General features: G+C 59.0%; 18 protein-coding genes. 11 read left to right on the top strand and 7 right to left on the bottom strand.

Features of this window, described 5'->3' with window-relative positions:
* The first annotated feature begins 87 nt into the window (after window positions 1-87).
* Complete coding sequence (fabR, locus tag N2M06_RS15405; protein WP_019934572.1) at window positions 88-699, top strand: HTH-type transcriptional repressor FabR; 612 nt, start codon at window positions 88-90, stop codon at window positions 697-699.
* A 22-nt stretch (window positions 700-721) separates the two neighbouring features.
* Complete coding sequence (locus tag N2M06_RS15400; RefSeq protein ID WP_019934571.1) at window positions 722-1099, top strand: YijD family membrane protein; 378 nt, start codon at window positions 722-724, stop codon at window positions 1097-1099.
* A 50-nt stretch (window positions 1100-1149) separates the two neighbouring features.
* On the opposite strand, the gene sseA is transcribed toward N2M06_RS15400, so the two are convergent.
* Complete coding sequence (gene sseA / locus N2M06_RS15395; protein ID WP_346351206.1) at window positions 1150-2010, bottom strand: 3-mercaptopyruvate sulfurtransferase; 861 nt, start codon at window positions 2008-2010, stop codon at window positions 1150-1152.
* Between the two features lie 588 nt (window positions 2011-2598).
* Here sseA and N2M06_RS15390 point away from each other — a divergent pair.
* Complete coding sequence (locus tag N2M06_RS15390) at window positions 2599-2916, top strand: DUF2007 domain-containing protein (RefSeq protein WP_019934569.1); 318 nt, start codon at window positions 2599-2601, stop codon at window positions 2914-2916.
* A gap of 4 nt (window positions 2917-2920) precedes the next feature.
* Here the strand turns inward: N2M06_RS15390 and N2M06_RS15385 are convergent, their stop codons facing one another.
* Both N2M06_RS15385 and rsmD read right to left on the bottom strand, forming a co-directional pair.
* Window positions 2921-3205, bottom strand: a complete 285-nt coding sequence (locus tag N2M06_RS15385) for a DUF1145 domain-containing protein (RefSeq protein WP_019934568.1) — start codon at window positions 3203-3205, stop codon at window positions 2921-2923.
* Window positions 3206-3207: 2 nt separating this feature from the next.
* Entirely contained in the window at window positions 3208-3801 is a 594-nt protein-coding gene (gene rsmD / locus N2M06_RS15380; RefSeq protein WP_019934567.1) for a 16S rRNA (guanine(966)-N(2))-methyltransferase RsmD, read from the bottom strand.
* Between the two features lie 155 nt (window positions 3802-3956).
* On the opposite strand from rsmD, the gene ftsY reads away from it, so the two are divergent.
* The 6 genes from ftsY to glpX all read left to right on the top strand — a co-directional run bounded on the left by ftsY (window position 3957) and on the right by glpX (window position 9821).
* Complete coding sequence (gene ftsY / locus N2M06_RS15375; RefSeq protein ID WP_346351205.1) at window positions 3957-5381, top strand: signal recognition particle-docking protein FtsY; 1425 nt, start codon at window positions 3957-3959, stop codon at window positions 5379-5381.
* Complete coding sequence (gene ftsE, locus N2M06_RS15370) at window positions 5382-6047, top strand: cell division ATP-binding protein FtsE (protein WP_019934565.1); 666 nt, start codon at window positions 5382-5384, stop codon at window positions 6045-6047.
* Window positions 6044-6994 carry a permease-like cell division protein FtsX gene (gene ftsX, locus N2M06_RS15365; RefSeq protein WP_346351204.1) on the top strand — a complete coding sequence of 317 codons (951 nt, stop codon included), beginning with the start codon at window positions 6044-6046 and terminating at the stop codon, window positions 6992-6994. Before ftsE ends, ftsX begins: the two co-directional genes overlap by 4 nt.
* Window positions 6995-7170: 176 nt before the next feature.
* Window positions 7171-8028, top strand: coding sequence for an RNA polymerase sigma factor RpoH (gene rpoH / locus N2M06_RS15360; RefSeq protein ID WP_019934563.1), 858 nt, complete (start codon window positions 7171-7173; stop codon window positions 8026-8028).
* 107 nt (window positions 8029-8135) lie between these two features.
* Entirely contained in the window at window positions 8136-8792 is a 657-nt protein-coding gene (gene can / locus N2M06_RS15355) for a carbonate dehydratase (RefSeq protein ID WP_019934562.1), read from the top strand.
* 21 nt (window positions 8793-8813) lie between these two features.
* Complete coding sequence (gene glpX / locus N2M06_RS15350; RefSeq protein ID WP_346351203.1) at window positions 8814-9821, top strand: class II fructose-bisphosphatase; 1008 nt, start codon at window positions 8814-8816, stop codon at window positions 9819-9821.
* A gap of 50 nt (window positions 9822-9871) precedes the next feature.
* Here glpX and N2M06_RS15345 read toward each other — a convergent pair whose 3' ends face one another.
* From N2M06_RS15345 to N2M06_RS15330, 4 genes are all read right to left on the bottom strand, one after another.
* On the bottom strand, window positions 9872-11275 hold the full coding sequence (locus tag N2M06_RS15345) for an FAD-dependent oxidoreductase (protein ID WP_346351202.1): 1404 nt from the start codon (window positions 11273-11275) through the stop codon (window positions 9872-9874).
* Complete coding sequence (locus tag N2M06_RS15340) at window positions 11275-12951, bottom strand: putative 2-aminoethylphosphonate ABC transporter permease subunit (protein WP_346351201.1); 1677 nt, start codon at window positions 12949-12951, stop codon at window positions 11275-11277. The genes N2M06_RS15345 and N2M06_RS15340 overlap by 1 nt, the downstream gene beginning before the upstream one ends.
* Window positions 12948-14003: a putative 2-aminoethylphosphonate ABC transporter ATP-binding protein gene (locus N2M06_RS15335; RefSeq protein ID WP_346351200.1), complete on the bottom strand. Its 1056-nt coding sequence runs from the start codon at window positions 14001-14003 to the stop codon at window positions 12948-12950. The genes N2M06_RS15340 and N2M06_RS15335 overlap by 4 nt, the downstream gene beginning before the upstream one ends.
* Window positions 14004-14098: 95 nt before the next feature.
* Window positions 14099-14800 carry a UTRA domain-containing protein gene (locus N2M06_RS15330; protein WP_317074963.1) on the bottom strand — a complete coding sequence of 234 codons (702 nt, stop codon included), beginning with the start codon at window positions 14798-14800 and terminating at the stop codon, window positions 14099-14101.
* A 211-nt stretch (window positions 14801-15011) separates the two neighbouring features.
* On the opposite strand from N2M06_RS15330, the gene phnW reads away from it, so the two are divergent.
* Window positions 15012-16106, top strand: a complete 1095-nt coding sequence (gene phnW, locus N2M06_RS15325) for a 2-aminoethylphosphonate--pyruvate transaminase (protein ID WP_346351199.1) — start codon at window positions 15012-15014, stop codon at window positions 16104-16106.
* 14 nt (window positions 16107-16120) lie between these two features.
* On the top strand, window positions 16121-16951 hold the full coding sequence (gene phnX, locus N2M06_RS15320) for a phosphonoacetaldehyde hydrolase (RefSeq protein WP_346351198.1): 831 nt from the start codon (window positions 16121-16123) through the stop codon (window positions 16949-16951).
* Window positions 16952-17100 lie beyond the last annotated feature (149 nt).

The following is a 17100-nucleotide window of genomic DNA, read 5'->3' as shown; positions in this document are numbered from 1 at the left end:
AATAGTCACAAATTCAGCCACTGGGGCTGACTGCTCTGCTACAAACAGGGTATGATCGGTCCACTAAAGTTTTGAGTCTGGTGTGTCGTGGGCGTTCGCGCGCAGCAAAAAGAAAAAACCCGTCGGTCTCTGGTTGAAGCGGCCTTTCGACAGTTAAGTGCCGAGCGAAGCTTTTCCGGTCTCAGCTTACGAGAAGTTGCCCGGGAGGCCGGGCTTGCACCCACTTCTTTCTATCGTCATTTTAAAGACATGGAAGAGCTGGGGCTGACCCTGGTAGATGAAGGCGGACTGACCCTGCGTCAGCTGATGCGGCAAGCCCGTCAGCGTATTGCCGACGGGGGCAGCGTTATACAAATCTCGGTAAAAACCTTTATGGAATTTATCGACAACAGTCCTGATGTGTTCCGTCTGTTACTGCGGGAGCGATCGGGCACTTCTGCAGCTTTTCGTCAGGCGGTGGCGCGGGAGATTCAGCATTTTACCGCTGAACTGACCGACTACCTCGAAGAAAAGCAGAAGACCAGCCGTGATTATGCTGAGGCTCAGGCCCAGGCCATGGTCACTTTGGTGTTCAGTGCCGGTGCCGATGCACTGGATATGAACGAAGATGAGCGTGCCGTGCTGGCGGAACGCATGATTCTGCAGCTGCGCATGATCGCCAAGGGCGCAGATGCATATAATAAAGCAAAACGGCTCTAGGCCTAAATCAGGAAGGATCACTATGTCTGGAAAGAAGAATGTTCGCCGTAAACCCATACTGCTGGCACTGCTGGTAGGCCTGTGTGGTAACGCCACCCTGGCTACTCTGAGTGTCAGTGAACTGGCGTTTTCCGTGTTTCCCATCATCTCTCTGGTGCTGGCAGCCTACATGCTGTATCAGGAGTATCTGAGCGCACCGATGGAAGGTGACACTCCGGTTTGTACCTTGCTGAGCTTTTTGATCGGGGTATTTGGTTATTCAGCGTTTTTGCGTACTCAGTTCCCGGAAATGGGTACCAACTTCCTGTCAGTGATGATTACTCTGGTTCTGGTAATCTGGCTTGCCCTCAAAATGGGGGTTGCTGAGCGTCCGGCCCCCGATGCGGAAGCTCAGAAATAAGCCTCTGTGCCATGAATAAAAAACCCGCCATCCTGGCGGGTTTTTTATTATCAACAGACGTCTTTTTCTACCGGCCGGTCCGCTGATCCTCCCCATTCGGTCCAGGAACCATCATAAACGGCAATGTTCTTATGGCCGGCAAGTTCTGCTCCCAGTGCCAGAATGGCTGCAGTTACTCCTGAGCCACAGGTGCAAATCAGTGTCTGCTCCGGCGTCAGCAGAGGTGCGAAAATGGCTGCCAGCTCTTGCTCCGGCAGCATGCGGCCGTCTTGCAGCAACTCATTAAAAGGCAGGCACAGAGCACCGGGCATATGACCGGCACGCACGCCCGGACGAGGATCGGCAGCCGTCCCGCTGAAGCGCTCCCGGCTGCGGGCATCGAGTACGCGCGAGTTATTTTGCTGCAGTGCCCGGGCTACGATATCGGCATCGGCGATCCAGCCCGGCTGCAGCCTGGCGCTGAACTGGCCGGGAGGTACCGCCGCCGGTGCAGTTTTTTCCAGCGGCAGACCGGCTTGCTGCCAGGCCGGCAGGCCGCCGTTCAGCACGGCCACCTTGTGGTGACCCATGGCGCGAAACATCCACCAGGCGCGGGGGGCGGCAAACAGCCCCAGACTGTCGTAAATCACTACAATGTGGTGATTGCTGATACCAAGTGCTGACACCTCTTTTGAAAACAGTTTTTCGTCCGGCAGCATATGGGGCAAGCTGGTGTGCTGATCTTTAATCCGGCCATCAAAATCAAAGAAGCGGGAGCCGGGAATACGCTGTTGTTGCCATTCCTCTGCGCCATTGCGGCCGCTGGCGGGCATATGCCAGCTGGCGTCCAGCACCACCACATCCTGGTGTGTCAGATGCTTCGATAGCCACTCGGGAGATACCAATGATGAAGGTAATTCTATTTGGTTCATAAACCCTCCTTATATAGACAGGTTTATCCTAAGAAAGCGAAGGCCGGGGTGCCACTGTTTTTGTTTCCGCGAGACAGTATAAGGAAAACGGCCTGTTTTCGTGTAAGAGATCTCTTACTTTGAGTGTGGGAGAAGGCGCTTTCAGTTGCGGATTTTATGCTTCTGTTTTTGGTATTTGTTTTATTAAACAGTGCTTTGTGTTGTTCGTTGGTTTTAAGCGAGTAAGCGGGCAGTCTTTTTGGTCTGTGGGCCGCTTGAGGCAAAAGAAAACTTCTCTATAGTTAGTGGTGCAGGAAGCAAAGAGAAGTTGGTCAGGACAGACCGGCTGCCAGGAACGGCATAAGGATCACCGCAGGATGCGGTAAAGGACACCTCCCCGGACGGAGACAGTCAGGCAGCTCAGGATGAACTGCGGTCAGGAAGACCATAAGGACGCGCCGAAGGAACGGTAAGAGGAACACCTTAAGGAAAAGGTATTGTCAGGGATTGCAGGGAGCAACTTGGTTTACGGATTAACCATACGACAACCCAAAAAGGGGGTGACATGACGTCACCCCCTTTTTCTATTGTGCATTTGGCAGTGAGTGAATGAACGACTGGATACGAGTATTTGATGCCGCCAACAGCCTGGAAGCCCATGCTCTTAAAGGAGCGCTGGAAAGCCGGGGTATTGATGTGCGGTTAAAAGGCGAAGCGCTGTCAGGGGCGCTGGGTGAGCTGCCCATGGATGTGGCTCAGATTACTCTGCTGGTATCCGCGGGAAACTGGCAGCAGGCTCGTGAGTTTGTACAGCACTATCAGCACAAAGAGGATGGCAGCTGGTTTTGCCGTGCGTGTGGAGAAGAAAACGATGTCAGTTTTGAAATTTGCTGGCAGTGTGGCTCCGGACCCGAAGGCCCGGAGTAGTGACTTATCGTTTTTGCTGCCCGGTCAGTTCTTTCAGGCGGGCGCGGTGGCGGTGCATGGCAAAAGAGCCAAAGACCAGCACTTCCAGATAATCGCCGGCACTGGGGTTAAGCAGATTGGATACCTGTTTCAGCATCACCATCTGAAGAATATGCATCACCAGCACAACAGCACCCAGAATCAGCGGTGTAGAGCCGGCTTCATCAAAGCCGGGGCCGAGCAGGGCATAAATAATGCCAGCCCAGAACATCAGCATTATCAGCCGCATCAGCAGGTTGAGTACCTTCATTATTAACATTGCTCCCTTTGGTAGAGTTGGTAAATGACCTGACCAGCCTGCTTGTCTTTATGCAGCTGCCAGTGGGCGGGCAGTGCCGGTAGTGCCAGGCCCTGCTCCCGTTCGATATAAATAAGGGCGTTGTCGGCGAGCCAGCCGTTTTTTTCCAGCAGCTCACAGACTCGGGGCAACAGCTCCTGATGAAAAGGCGGATCAAGAAACACCAGCTCAAACGGCTGAGCCGGTTGTTGCAGATATTGTATCGCATCTGCCTGGACCACTGTGCCCGGCGCTTCTGGCAGACTGGCCAGGTTGCGGGTAAGCTGGCTGGCCACTGCTGTGTCTTTTTCCACCATCACTACCTCAGCGGCGTGGCGCGAAAGGGCTTCAAACCCCAGGCTGCCGCTGCCGGCAAACAGATCCAGGCAGCGCTTGTCGCGAATATCAAACATCAGCCAGTTGAACAGAGTTTCTTTTACTCTGTCTGTGGTGGGTCTTAAGCCTTCGCTGTGCAGCACCGGCAATTTTCGCCCGCGCCACTGACCGCCGATAATTCTTATCTGGCCCGTGGCCGATGTGGTTTTTTTTGCCGGTTTTGCTTTTGCCATCTCGTTTCGCCGTCTTTCAATAAAGTGCTAGTATAAGGCGGTTTTTCATCCCGTTAAGGGACGAGCATATCTGCATTAAAAGACGGATATTCTAATGAAGCGGCCGAATCGCGGCCAGCCCTAATCGTTCCGAACAACAGCGAGTATTGGCAATAATGGCGAAAAAAGGTTTTTTCTCCTGGCTTGGCTTTGGCAAAAAGAAAGAAGAGCAGCCGGAAGAGACACAGGAACAGAATGCAATAGAGTCGGAAGCGGAAGCCGGCCACGGTGCCGAAGTAGAAGCGCAACTTAAAGAGCGTGCGGCCGAAGAGCGAGCCGTAGCCGAAGCCAAGGCGGCGGAAGAAGCGCGGCTGGCGGCGGAAGCCAAGGCCGCGGAAGAGGCGCGGCTGGCCGCAGAAGCCAAGGCTGAAGAAGAAGCTCGGCTGGCGGCGGAAGCCAAGGCGGCAGAAGAAGCGCGGTTAGCGGCGGAAGCCAAGGCGGCAGAAGAAGCGCGGCTGGCGGCGGAAGCCAGGGCGACAGAAGAAGCGCGGCTGGCCGCAGAAGCCAAGGCTGAAGAAGAAGCTCGCCTGGCAGTAGAAGAAGAGGCGCGTCTTGCCGCCGAAGCGGAAGAACAGCGCCTTGCTGACGAAGCCGCTGCTCAGGCAGAAAAAACGCCGAAAAAAGGCTTTTTTGCCCGTCTTAAGGCTGGGCTGCTGAAAACCCGGCAAAATCTGGGCTCCGGCTTTTTTGGCCTGTTTCGCGGTAAAAAGATTGATGACGATCTGTTTGAGGAGCTGGAAACCCAGTTGCTTACCGCCGATCTGGGGGTGGAAACCACCATGTCGATTATCGACAATCTCACCAGCCAGGCCAGCCGCAAGCAGCTGAAAGACGGCGAAGCCCTCTATGAGCTGCTCAAGGAAGAAATGGGAGAAATCCTTGCCAAGGTAGATCAGCCGCTGGAAATTAACAGCGAGCACAAGCCCTATGTGATCCTGATGGTGGGCGTCAATGGTGTGGGCAAAACCACCACCATCGGCAAACTGGCCCGTCAGTTTCAGGCCGAGGGCAAGTCGGTGATGCTGGCTGCCGGCGATACCTTTCGTGCCGCCGCCGTTGAACAGTTGCAGGTGTGGGGTGAGCGTAATGACATTCCGGTGATTGCACAGCACACCGGTGCCGATGCCGCCTCCGTGATTTATGACGCCGTTGAAGCGGCTAAGGCACGCAAGGTGGATGTATTGATTGCCGATACTGCCGGTCGCCTGCAGAACAAGGCACACCTGATGGAAGAGTTGAAAAAGATAGTGCGGGTCATGCAGAAAATCGACCCGGCGGCACCTCACGAGATCATGCTCACCCTGGACGCGGGCACTGGTCAGAATGCACTCAGCCAGGCCAAAATTTTCAACGACGCCGTGCCCATTACCGGCATTACCCTCAGTAAGCTGGACGGCACCGCCAAGGGTGGTGTGATTTTTGCGGTGGCCGATAAGTTCGGTATTCCCATTCGCTATATCGGTGTGGGTGAACAAATCGACGATCTGCGTCCCTTTAATGCCTCCGAGTTTATTGAGGCGCTATTCAGCCGGGAAGACTAAATGATCCGCTTTGAGCAGGTTAGCAAGGTATACAGCGGCGGCTTTCAGGCGCTGCAGAAGGTCAGCTTTCATTTGGAAAAGGGTGAAATGGCATACCTAACCGGCCACTCCGGGGCCGGTAAAAGTACTTTGCTCAAGCTGATCAGCGTGATGGAGCGGCCCACCGACGGCCAGGTGTTTTTCAACGGCCGTAATGTCAGCCGTATTGCCCGGCGGGATATTCCCTTTGTGCGCCGGCGCATCGGTATGATTTTTCAGGATCATCACCTTATTCAGGGCCGTACCGTGTTCGACAACGTGGCGCTGCCGCTGGTGATTGAAGGTTACAGCCATCACGATATTCAGCGGCGGGTGTCGGCTGCCCTCGACAAGGTCGGTCTGCACGGTAAGGATCGTTACTTTCCGCCCATGCTGTCCGGTGGTGAACAGCAGCGTGTAGGTATTGCCCGGGCCATTGTGAACAAACCCCTGCTGCTGCTGGCAGATGAGCCCACGGGTAATCTGGATCCTGAACTGTCCATGGATATTTTACGGTTGTTTGAATCATTTAACCGGGTAGGCGTCAGTGTGCTGATCGCCACTCATGATACCGGTCTTATCAACGCCCAGCGCTACCGTACCCTGCGGCTTAACGCCGGACGCATGGAGCAGGAGGTGCCGGTATGAGCAATATCCACAAGCTGGGCTGGCACCGGCGTTTTGCCATGTATCTGGTGGATCACCTGCGTCAGTTATTCGCCAGTCTGGGTGAGCTGTGGCGCACGCCGTTAAGCTCGCTGATGACCATAGCGGTGCTGGGGGTGAGCCTGGCGCTGCCCGCCAGCTTCTATGTGCTGCTGAAAAACGCCGAGTCGGTGAGCAGTTTCTGGCAAAGTCAGGCGCAGATCAGCCTTTATCTCAAGCAAAACACCGATGAGGTTCAGATAAAGGAATTCAAAACCCGGCTTGAGGGTATGAGCGAAATTCGTCAGGTCACCTTTATCAGCCCGGAGCAGGGGCTGGCCGACTTCAGTGGTGCTGCCGGCTTTGCCGAGGCGCTGGACCTGCTTGAGCAAAATCCGCTGCCGGCAGTACTCATTCTTAATTTGTCGGAAAGCGGACGTCAGCCTGATATGGCTGAGCTGCTGCTGGCAGACATGAATGCCGAGCCGCTGGTAGACACAGCCCGCTTGGATATGGCCTGGCTGGCCCGGTTGTCGGGCATAGTGGAGTTGCTGCGTCAGGCGGTGGTGGCCATGGCGGTACTGCTGCTGGCAGGTGTGCTGCTGGTAGTGAGTAATACCCTGCGGCTGAATATTCTCAGCTGTCGTTACGAAATTGAAGTAATGAAGCTGGTGGGTGCTACCGACGGCTTTATACACAGACCTTTTCTTTATGTGGGGCTCTGGTACGGCATTATCGGCGGGCTGCTGGCCTGGTGGCTGACGCTGGTGATGGTGTTCTGGCTCAGCCACAAGGTCAGTGCACTGGCGTCGCTTTATCAGAGTGACTTTGAGCTGCTGGGCCTGGGGCTGAATGAAAGCTTCTGGCTGGTACTGACCGGCACCCTGCTCAGCCTGCTGGCGTCGGGTTTTTCCGTGCGCCGACACATAAGAGCCATAGAGCCGGCTTGAACCATAAGGGCAGAGTGTGGTCTTATGGGAGCAGCACAGCTTGCTGCTTACCTTGACTTTTAGTGATAAATGAATAAATTTCACTCGCCGGCAAGCGTCCGGACGAGTCGACAAAGTCATTGCAGAGCAAGCAACCGAAGCCGTATATACGGAGTCATGTAATGAACACGAGTTTGATGACGACAGATTTACAGCGCCACTTTGCCCTGGTTCCCCAGGGCAGCCTGGAGGCCTATATCCAGGCAGTGAACACGATTCCCGTGCTCAGTGCGGAAGAAGAAAAATCCCTGGCAGAGCGCCTGCAAAATGAGGGTGACCTGAGTTCAGCCCGGCAGCTGGTGATGTCTCACCTGCGCTTTGTAGTGCACATTGCCAAGAGTTATGCCGGTTATGGGCTGCCTCAGGCAGATCTGATCCAGGAAGGCAATATTGGCCTGATGAAAGCGGTAAAACGCTTTGATCCGGGTGTGGGTGTGCGTCTGGTGTCTTTTGCGGTGCACTGGATAAAGGCCGAAATTCACGAATACGTACTGCGTAACTGGCGGGTGGTCAAAGTGGCCACCACCAAGGCCCAGCGTAAATTGTTCTTTAATCTGCGCAAGTCCAAAAAGCGTCTTGGCTGGTTCAATCAGCAGGAAGTCAACCGGGTCGCTGAAGATCTGGGCGTGTCACCGTCAGAAGTGCTGGAGATGGAATCCCGCATGAGTGCTCAGGATCAGGCATTTGATCTGGCATCGGATGACGATGAGCGTGAAGGCAGCTTTTCCCCGGTGCAGTATCTGGAAGATAAAAGTTCCGATGTGGCCACTCAGGTGGAAGAATCGAACTGGGAACAGGCGGCTAACCAGCGTTTGCGTGCTGCCCTGCGTACCCTGGACGAGCGCAGCCAGCATATTATTCAGGCTCGCTGGCTGGACGAAGATGATAAAACCACCCTGCAGAGCCTGGCCGACGAATATGGTGTCTCTGCCGAGCGTATTCGCCAGCTGGAGAAAACCGCACTGAAAAAACTGAAAGCCGCCATGGAGGCATAATCAGCCGCAGCGGACATTTGCGGATGACCGGTGTTTAAAAGGCCCCCCAGGGGCCTTTTTTCCGCCTACCTTTTAACAATACCAAACACAGAATGGCAGATTGTATTATGAGAATTCTGAAGCATTTGTTTGATAACAACCGCGAATGGTCTGAGCGTATTAAAGCGGAAGATCCCTCCTTTTTCGAAAAGCTGTCACTGCAGCAGGCACCGGAATATCTGTGGATTGGCTGTTCCGACAGCCGGGTGCCCGCCAACCAGCTCACCGGCCTGTTGCCCGGTGATGTTTTCGTGCACCGCAACGTGGCCAACCTGGTGGTGCATACGGACTTTAACTGCCTGTCGGTGGTACAATATGCCGTTGAAGTGCTCAAGGTGAAGCACATCATTATTTGCGGCCACTACGGCTGTGGCGGCGTGCTGGCCGCCATGCAGAACAAAGAGCTGGGGCTCATCGATAACTGGCTGCGTAATATCAAGGATATCTGTCATAAACACGAAGAAGCGCTGAGCGCCATTGAAGATCAGCAAACGCGGGAAGACTATATGTGCGAGCTGAATGTGGTGGAGCAGGTAGCCAATCTGTGTCACACCACCATTGTTCAGAACGCCTGGAAACAAGGCCAGACCCTGTCGGTGCATGGCTGGGTCTATGGCATTAAAGACGGTCGCCTGCATGATCTGGATGTGTGTGTATCGGGCATGGATCAGATCCCTGATGTCTATCGTGTATTCCGCCAGCGTATTCTGGGCGAAGAACAATAAATAACTGATTAGGAAATTTTCATGAGACGTGAACTGGCCATCGAATTTTCCCGGGTCACCGAAGCCGCCGCACTGGCCGGCTACAAGTGGCTGGGCCGGGGCGACAAGAATATCGCCGACGGTGCCGCCGTGGCGGCCATGCGTCATGTGCTGAACGAAATCGAGATCAGCGGCGAAGTGGTGATTGGCGAGGGCGAAATTGACGACGCTCCCATGCTCTATATCGGCGAAAAGGTCGGTCAGGGCGGTGACGAAGTGGATATCGCCGTTGATCCCATTGAAGGCACTCGCATGACCGCCATGGGCCAGTCCAACGCCCTGGCCGTGATGGCCGTCGGCGAAAAGGGTGCCTTTCTGCGCGCCCCCGACATGTACATGGAAAAGCTGATTGTGGGTGCCGGTGCCAAGGGTGCCATCGATCTCAACAAATCTATAGAGCAGAACATCAAGTCGGTGGCCAAGGCGCTGAACAAGCCGTTGTCGCGCTTTACCGTGATCACCCTGGCCAAGCCCCGTCACGACAAGGCCATCAAGACCATGCAGGCCCTAGGCGTGCGGGTGTTTGCCATTCCCGACGGTGACGTGGCCGCCTCCATTCTGGCCTGCATTCCGGAAAGCGAAGTGGACATGCTGTATGGCGTGGGTGGCGCGCCGGAAGGCGTGATCTCCGCCGCCGTGGTCCGTTCTCTCGACGGTGACATGCAGGCGCGCCTGCTGCCCCGTTATGAAGTAAAAGGCCCGGATGAAGAAAGCCTGGCAGCCGGCAAGGCGGAGATTGAACGCTGCAAGGAAATGGGCATTGAAGTAGGTACTGTGCTGAAGCTGGAAGACATGGCACGCACCGACAACGTCATTTTTGCCGCCACCGGCATCACCAAGGGGGATTTGCTGGAAGGCATCAGCAGTGACGGCAACTATGCCCACACCGAGACCCTGGTGATTCGGGGCAAGTCCCGCACCGTGCGCCGCATTCGCTCCACCCACATTCTGTCGCGCAAGGATCCCAGGCTGCAGGAAATCATTCTGTAACGCGAGTCTGACGGGTGAGAAAGGGATGCTGCGGCATCCCTTTTTGCTTTTCAGGCCTCCTTGTCGGCCTTGCCGGCGGCATCAGCAAAACGGGCCAGCCAGCGGTCCCAGGGCCAGGGTATTTCACTCCTGTCTTCGGCGTTTTCCTTGCGGCGAATGGCGTTGCGCACCGTCATGGCCCCCAGCCAGCGTACCGGCTCGGGCGGAAACCGCCCCTGAGGCCCTTGTGCCAGGCCGCAGTTGGCCCAGTCGTCGTTCCGGCCCAGCACCAGGCTGGTGAGGATTTTGGCACCCAGCAGGCTCTGTACCACGCCGTTGCCGGAATAGCCCAAGCCGTAATAGATGTTGCCGTCGCCCTCGAGCCGGCCGAAAAACGGCAGGCCGGTGGCGGAGCGGTCCGACGGTCCGGTCCAGGTGGCGGCGATATCGGCCTTCAGATCGGGAAAGAAACGCTGCAGCGCCGTTTTTAGCATGTGCTGGTAGCGGCTCGGCCGATCAAAGGCCCGGTGCAGGCGGTTGCCAAAGGCGAACAGGTTACCGCCCTTGCCCAGCATCAGCCGTCCGTCCGGAGTCGTGCGGTAATAGTGCACAAAGGTGCGGCCGTCAACCACGGCAGTACCGTGGTTCAGCCCCAGGCGCTTGAGCTCGGCCGGCACCGGGGTGGTGATGGCCATGTCGGAGGAAACCAGCACCAGATGCTGGTCGAACTCCCGGAACAGGCCGGGAGTCCAGGCATTCAGCGCCAGGATCACCCGGTCGGCGGTCACGCTGCCGTGGGCGGTTTCCACCAGCGCCGGCCGGCTGCGGCTGAGCCGGGTCATGGGGCTGTGCTCAAAAATACTCACTCCCAGCTCCAGTGCCACCCGGCGCAGCCCGCGCACCAGCAGGGCCGGCTGCACCGAGCCGGCAAGGGGTGAAAAGTGCCCTTCAAGGTGGGCCTCGGAGCCGGTGCGGGCCAGCAGTTCGGCCTCACTCAGGCTCGACCAGCTGTTCAGCCCTTCCCGTTCCAGCCCGGCCACCAGCTTGTTCATGGCACCGCGCTGGGCGCCGTTGGTGGCAGTGTAGCAGGTGCCGTCGATGCGCAACTCGGCGTCGATACCGTGCTGTTCGCAGAAATCCCGAATCTCCAGCACTGCCTGCTCCGAGGCCTGCACCAGCCGGGCCGCCTCCTGTGTACCGTAGCGGCGGCGCAGCGAGGGGTATTTGGTGGACCAGGTCAGCAGGCAGCCGCCGTTGCGGCCGGATGCCCCGCTGCCGCACAGTTCCCGTTCCAGCACCACTATGTTGAGCGCCGGCTTGGCCTGTTTGAGCTGAATGGCGCTCCACAGCCCGGTGTAGCCGCCGCCGATGATGCAGATATCGGCCTCGATATGTGTCTGCAGCGGCGTGGCCGGGGCCGGCTGTTCCCGTTCCAGGGCCTGTTGCAGCCAGAAGGGACGTTGGGGAGTGGTCATTATGGTTGTCTCCAGCTTTGAGTCAGGCGCAGCAGGCCGCGGCTGGCCGCCAGGTGCAGCAGCTTGGCGCCAAGGGCGGTGATGAAAATCAGCATGGCCATGGCGGCCGCCGGGGCGATGTTGCCGCTGTCGTCCAGATTGAGCACGGCGATAGAAGCCAGCATGGTGTCGGGGCCGTACAGGAATACCACCGCCGATACCGTGGTCATGGCGTTGACGAACAGGTAGATGGCCACGTCCAGCACCGCCGGCAGGCACATGGGCAGGCTGATCCGCCACATGGCCTTGAACCGGCTGATGCGCAGCGAGGCGGCCACGGCCTCGATTTCCGCCGGCAGCTGCTTGAGCGCGGTGATGGCGGTGAGGTGACCGACGGTATAGAAGTGCACTATGGTCGACACCACCAGCAGGGTCATGCCGCCGTACAGCACCTTGAGCGGATTGCCCGGCTGGTTGAAGAAGAAGATATAGGCCAGGCCCAGCACCAGTCCCGGCACCGCCAGGGGCACCATGGCCAGGCCGTGCAGCAGCTTGCGCAGGCCGCCCTGGCCCTGACCTTTTTCCACCAGGTAGGCGGCCAGGAAAATGATCAGGGTACCAAACAGGGCGGTCAGGCTGGCCATGCGCAGCGAGTTGCCATAGGCCTGCCAGCCGTCGATGAGATCGAACCGGTAGTGATCCAGGCTCAGGCTCAGGTTGTAGGGCCAGAACTGCACCAGGGAGGCGTAGGCGGCCATGGCGATCACGCCCAGTAGGGCCAGGGCCATCAGGCTGCAGAACAGCAGGAAAAAGCCGTCACGCCAGGGGTTGGGCTCGGGCTGGTAGGGCAGGGAGCGGCTGTCGATCAGCTGCTTGTTGCGGCGCTGCAGCCAGCTGTCGGCGGCAAAGGCGAGCAGGGCCGGCAACAGCAACAGGGTGCTGATCAGGGCACCCATGGTGAAGTTCTGCTGGCCCACCACCTGCTTGTAAATGTCGGTGGCCAGCATGGAATACTGGCCGCCAATCACCTTGGGCACGCCAAAGTCGGTGATCACCATGGTGAACACCACCATCAGGGTGCTGAGCAGGGCATACTTGATGCCGGGCAGGGTGACCTGAAAGAAGGCGCGCACCGGGCCGCCACGCAGTACCCGGCAGGCCTCGAACAGGCGGCCGTCGGTGGCGCCCATGGCGGTGCTGAGCAGCATCACCGCATGAGGAAAGGCCCAGAATGACAGCCCCAGCACGATGCCGACGGGGCCATAGATGCTTTCCCCGCCCAGCCAGTGGCGCAGTATCCCCTGATTGCCGAACAGGTAGATCAGGCTGATGGCCGGTAGCAGCGACGGCGCCAGTATCGGCACCATGGCCACCACCTTGAACAGGGTGCGGGCCGGCAGCCGTGTGCGGGTCAGGCCGTAGGCGTAGAGAAAGGCCAGTCCGGTGACCAGCCCGGTGACCAGCAGGCCCATGGTCAGGGTGTTGAGCAGTGAGTGGCCCAGGGCCGGCGTGGTCAGGTAGCGGCGAATGTTGTCGAGGCCGGCGAACCGGCCCTGGTCGTCCACCAGGGCGGTATGCAGTATCTGCCCCAGTGGCAGCACCAGGGCCAGCAGAAACAGCACGCAGGCCAGCAGCAACAGGCCCCGCTGCAGCTTGTCATCCCGGCTCAGCGGCCGGGGCAGGCTGAGGCTGATCATGTACAGGCCTCGCTGAACAGATGAGTGTGCTCCATCGGCAGCGCCAGGGCGATTTCCTGACCCGGCTGCAGCCGCCGCAGGTCACAGTCCCGGGCCGATAAATCGGCCAGGATAGGCTCGGGATGACTGTCCACCGCCACTTCGGCCCGTATAAAGGCACCGAGGAAAGACAGCTGCTGAATACGCCCGCGCAGAGCCGGTCCCTCGCCGGTGTCCGCCAGCCGGGTCAGCTCCGGCCGCCAGGCCAGCAAATGGCGGCTGCCCGGGGCTACCTGACGGGGCAGGGTATGTTTACCCAGGCTCAGGCGGCCATCGCAGTCGGCGACGGTGGCATGAAAGTTCATGGCACCGATAAAGCGGGCCACAAAGGGGGTGGCGGGCTGGTAGTAGATTTCTTCGGGGGGGCCGATCTGCTCGATGTCGCCGTGGTTCATTACCACGATGCGGTCGGCCATGGCCAGGGCTTCTTCCTGATCGTGGGTCACCATGATGGTGGTGACCTTGAGTTCCCGTTGCAGCCGTTTGATCTCGGCGCGCAGCTGCACGCGCACCCGGGCGTCCAGCGCCGACAGCGGTTCGTCCAGCAGCAGCAGACCCGGCGACAGGGCGATGGCCCGGGCCAGCGCTACCCGCTGCTGCTGACCGCCGGAGAGCTGCCCCGGATATTTGTTGCCGCTGTCGGGCAGGCCTATGGTCTCGAGCAGCGACTGTACTCTGTGCTGGATCTCGGCCCTGGGCAGGCGCAGGTTTTCCAGGCCAAAGGCGATGTTCTGATACACGGTGAGGTTGGGGAACAGGGCGTAGGACTGGAATACGATGCCGAAGTCGCGCTGCTCCGGCGGCGCCTGGGTGATATCGCGGCCGGCCTGCTCGATGCGGCCGTCACTGGGCAGATCCAGGCCGGCGATGGCGCGCAGCAGCGTGGTCTTGCCGCAGCCGCTGGGGCCGAGAAAACAGATGAACTCCCCTTCTTTCACGGTCAGGCTGACGCCCTTGAGGGCGCGAAAGTCACCGAAGTTCTTTACCACATTGTCGATTGTCAGATATGTCATCAGATTACCCTCATCTGGTTTAGACCAGTTTCGAGCAATCTACAAAGCCTATGTGACGCTGGTGTGACACTTTATTGAAAAAGCCATGTCTCCGCTTATACCGACAGCTGAATATTGAGGGCGTCGTGACGCCAGTATTCCCAGTCCAGCTCGATCACCCTGCCTGCTTCATCCCGGGACAGCCGGCTGATAAACAGGGCGGCCGCGCCGGTGGCCACGCCCAGGGCCTGAGCCCGCTCTTCGTCCAGCGCCAGCGGATACATGTTGAGCTCCATGGTAGCGATGCACACGCCGTATTCCTGCTCGAACAGCCGGGTCAGGGAGCGGCTCAGATCGTGCCGCTCAAGCCCGGGAAAACGGGCCGGATCCAGATGGTTTTCCTCCAGCAGCACGGCATGGCCATCAATGGAGCGCAGCCGGCGTACCCGGTGCAGCGGGGTCAGGGGTGCCAGCCCCAGCGCCTTGTGCACCGCCGGCTCGGCCGGTGCCAGCAGGCGGGACAGCACGTGTGTGTCGGGGTGGCGGCCCTGGTTGGAAACCACCTCGTTGAACGGCAGACGCTGGGTCGGATTGTAGTTGATGCGGCTGGGGGTGATATACCAGCCCCGGCGGTTGGCGCGGTAGATCAGGCCCTTGCCTTCGAGCCGGGACAGGGCTTCACGCAGGGTGACCCGGGTGGTGGCGAAGGCGTCGCTGAGCTGGCGCTCCGAGGGCAGCTTGCTGTTGGCGAGCAGGGCGCCGCTGCGGATCTGGGCCTCGATGCTGTCGCTGATCTGCTGGTAATGGGGTTTGCTCATTGGTCCTTCCATATGGACTACACCACTTGCGTTGTTGCAGGGGCGGTATGGTCGTCAACTCATTGAAATCTGTTGCCATTATTACCCCTGCCGGCGGTGATGCACAGGCCCGTGGCAGATGAATTTTTTATTGCAATGGGGCTTGCCGTCTTGCTCCGTGCCGGTGGGGCGTCTATCGTGTTTGCAAATTTGGTATATACCAGGAGTGAACGTGAACAACCCCTATTTGCTGCTGACCCCCGGCCCCCTGTCCACCTCCGCCACTGTGCGTGAGGCCATGATGAAGGACTGGTGTACCTGGGACGATGACTACAACCAGGGCGTGGTGCAGCCCATTCGCCGCCAGCTGGTGCGCCTGGCCACCCGTCAGCCGGGTTATACCAGTGTACTGATGCAGGGCAGCGGTACCGCCGGCGTGGAGGCGGTGCTGGGTTCGGCGGTCCCCGCCGAGGGTAAGCTGCTGGTGCTGAGCAATGGTGCCTATGGCCGGCGCATGGCCGATATCGCCCGTTGCCTGGGATTGCGCCTGGCCACCGTGGAAGTGGCGGAGACCGAGCCGCTGTCCGCCGGGTTGCTGAGCCGGGCATTGGCGGCGGACGCGGCCATCAGCCACGTGGCCTTTGTGCACTGTGAAACCACCACCGGCATTCTCAACCCATTGGCCGAGCTGTGCGGGGCGGCCAAACAGGCGGGCAAGACCCTGATTGTGGACGCCATGAGCTCCTTTGGCGGTGTGCCCATGGAAGTGGGGGAACTGGCCATCGACTTTCTGATCTCCAGCGCCAATAAATGCATTCAGGGCGTGCCCGGATTCAGTTTCATCATCGCCCGGGAAACGGCCATGGCGCAGTGCGAGGGGCAAGCCCGTTCGGTCAGCCTGGACTTGTTCGACCAGTGGCAGTGCATGGAGCGCCAGGGTGGCAAGTGGCGCTTTACCTCGCCGACCCATGTGGTGCGCGCCTTTGCCCAGGCGCTGACCGAGCTGGAGCGGGAAGGGGGCGTGGCCGCCCGTCATCAGCGCTATCAAGGCAACCAGCGGGCGCTGGTGGCCGGCATGGAGCGGCTCGGCTTTCAGCCGCTGGTGGCCCGGGACTGGCAGTCGCCCATTATCACAGTGTTTGCCGCGCCCACCAGCCCCGCTTATGACTTCAAGGGCTTCTATTCGGGCCTGAAGGAGCGGGGTTACGTGATTTATCCGGGCAAGGTGTCGGCGGTGGACTGCTTTCGCATCGGCACCATCGGCGAAGTGTATCAACAGGATGTGGCCGGCCTGCTGGCGGCCATTGAAGACGTCATTTTCTGGTAAATAAGGAAACTACAATGAGCTATCGTTTTGAACGTCGTTACACCGGGTCCGTGCAGGCGGTGATCATGGACTGGGCCGGCACTACCGTGGATTTTGGCTCCATGGCACCGATCCGCGCCTTTCAGCGGCTGTTTGCCGGCGAGAGCATCGAGGTCACCCTGGCCGAGTGCCGGGCGCCCATGGGCAGCGAAAAACGCGAGCATATTCGCCAAATGCTGGCCATGCCCCGCATTGGTAAGGCCTGGATCCAAATCAAGGGCGAAGCGCCGACCGAGGCGGACATCGATCGCCTGTATCAGGACTTCGTGCAGATCCAGATTGAGTGCATTCGCGACAGCGCCGTGCTGATCCCGGGCATGGCCGAGGTGGCCGCTGAGCTCACCGGCCGCGGCATTCGCCTGGGTGCCAACACCGGCTACAGCCGCGACATGATAACCGAGCTGGTGCAGCATGCTGCCGAGCAGGGATACAGCCCCGAGGTGGTGATCACCGCCAGTGACGTGCGCCGCGGCCGGCCCTGGCCGGAAATGAGCCTGCAAGCGGCCTGTGCTCTGGAGGCGAGCGCCGTGCAGGCCTGCGTCAAGGTGGATGACACCGGTGTGGGCATTGAGGAAGGTCTGAACGCCGGCATGTGGACGGTGGCGCTGGCGGTGTCCGGCAACGAGGTGGGTCTGTCACTGGAAGACTGGCAGGCCTTGGCACCCGATGAGCAGCAGCGTCTGCGCAGCAAGGCCCACGCTCGCCTGGCCGGTACCGGGGCCCATTATGTGATCGACACCATTGCCGGGCTGCCGGGGGTGATCGACGACATTAACGGCCGTCTGGCCCGGGGCGAGCGCCCCTGAGGGCGGATGAAAAGTGGAAAGTGAATGACGGCCGGGCTTGCCCGGCCGTTTCTTGTTGACCGGCGCCGGCGCGAAGACCCGGTTTTTTCACGGAACTGTCACCGGACTGTCATGGGGCACTCTTAAGCTGAGCTTGTTTTTTTGGTATA

Source organism: Oceanimonas sp. AH20CE76 (assembly GCF_039654065.1).
GTDB lineage: Bacteria > Pseudomonadota > Gammaproteobacteria > Enterobacterales > Aeromonadaceae > Oceanimonas > Oceanimonas smirnovii.
Note: the sequence above shows the minus strand (reverse complement) of the source record. Positions and strands in the feature narration are given on the sequence as shown.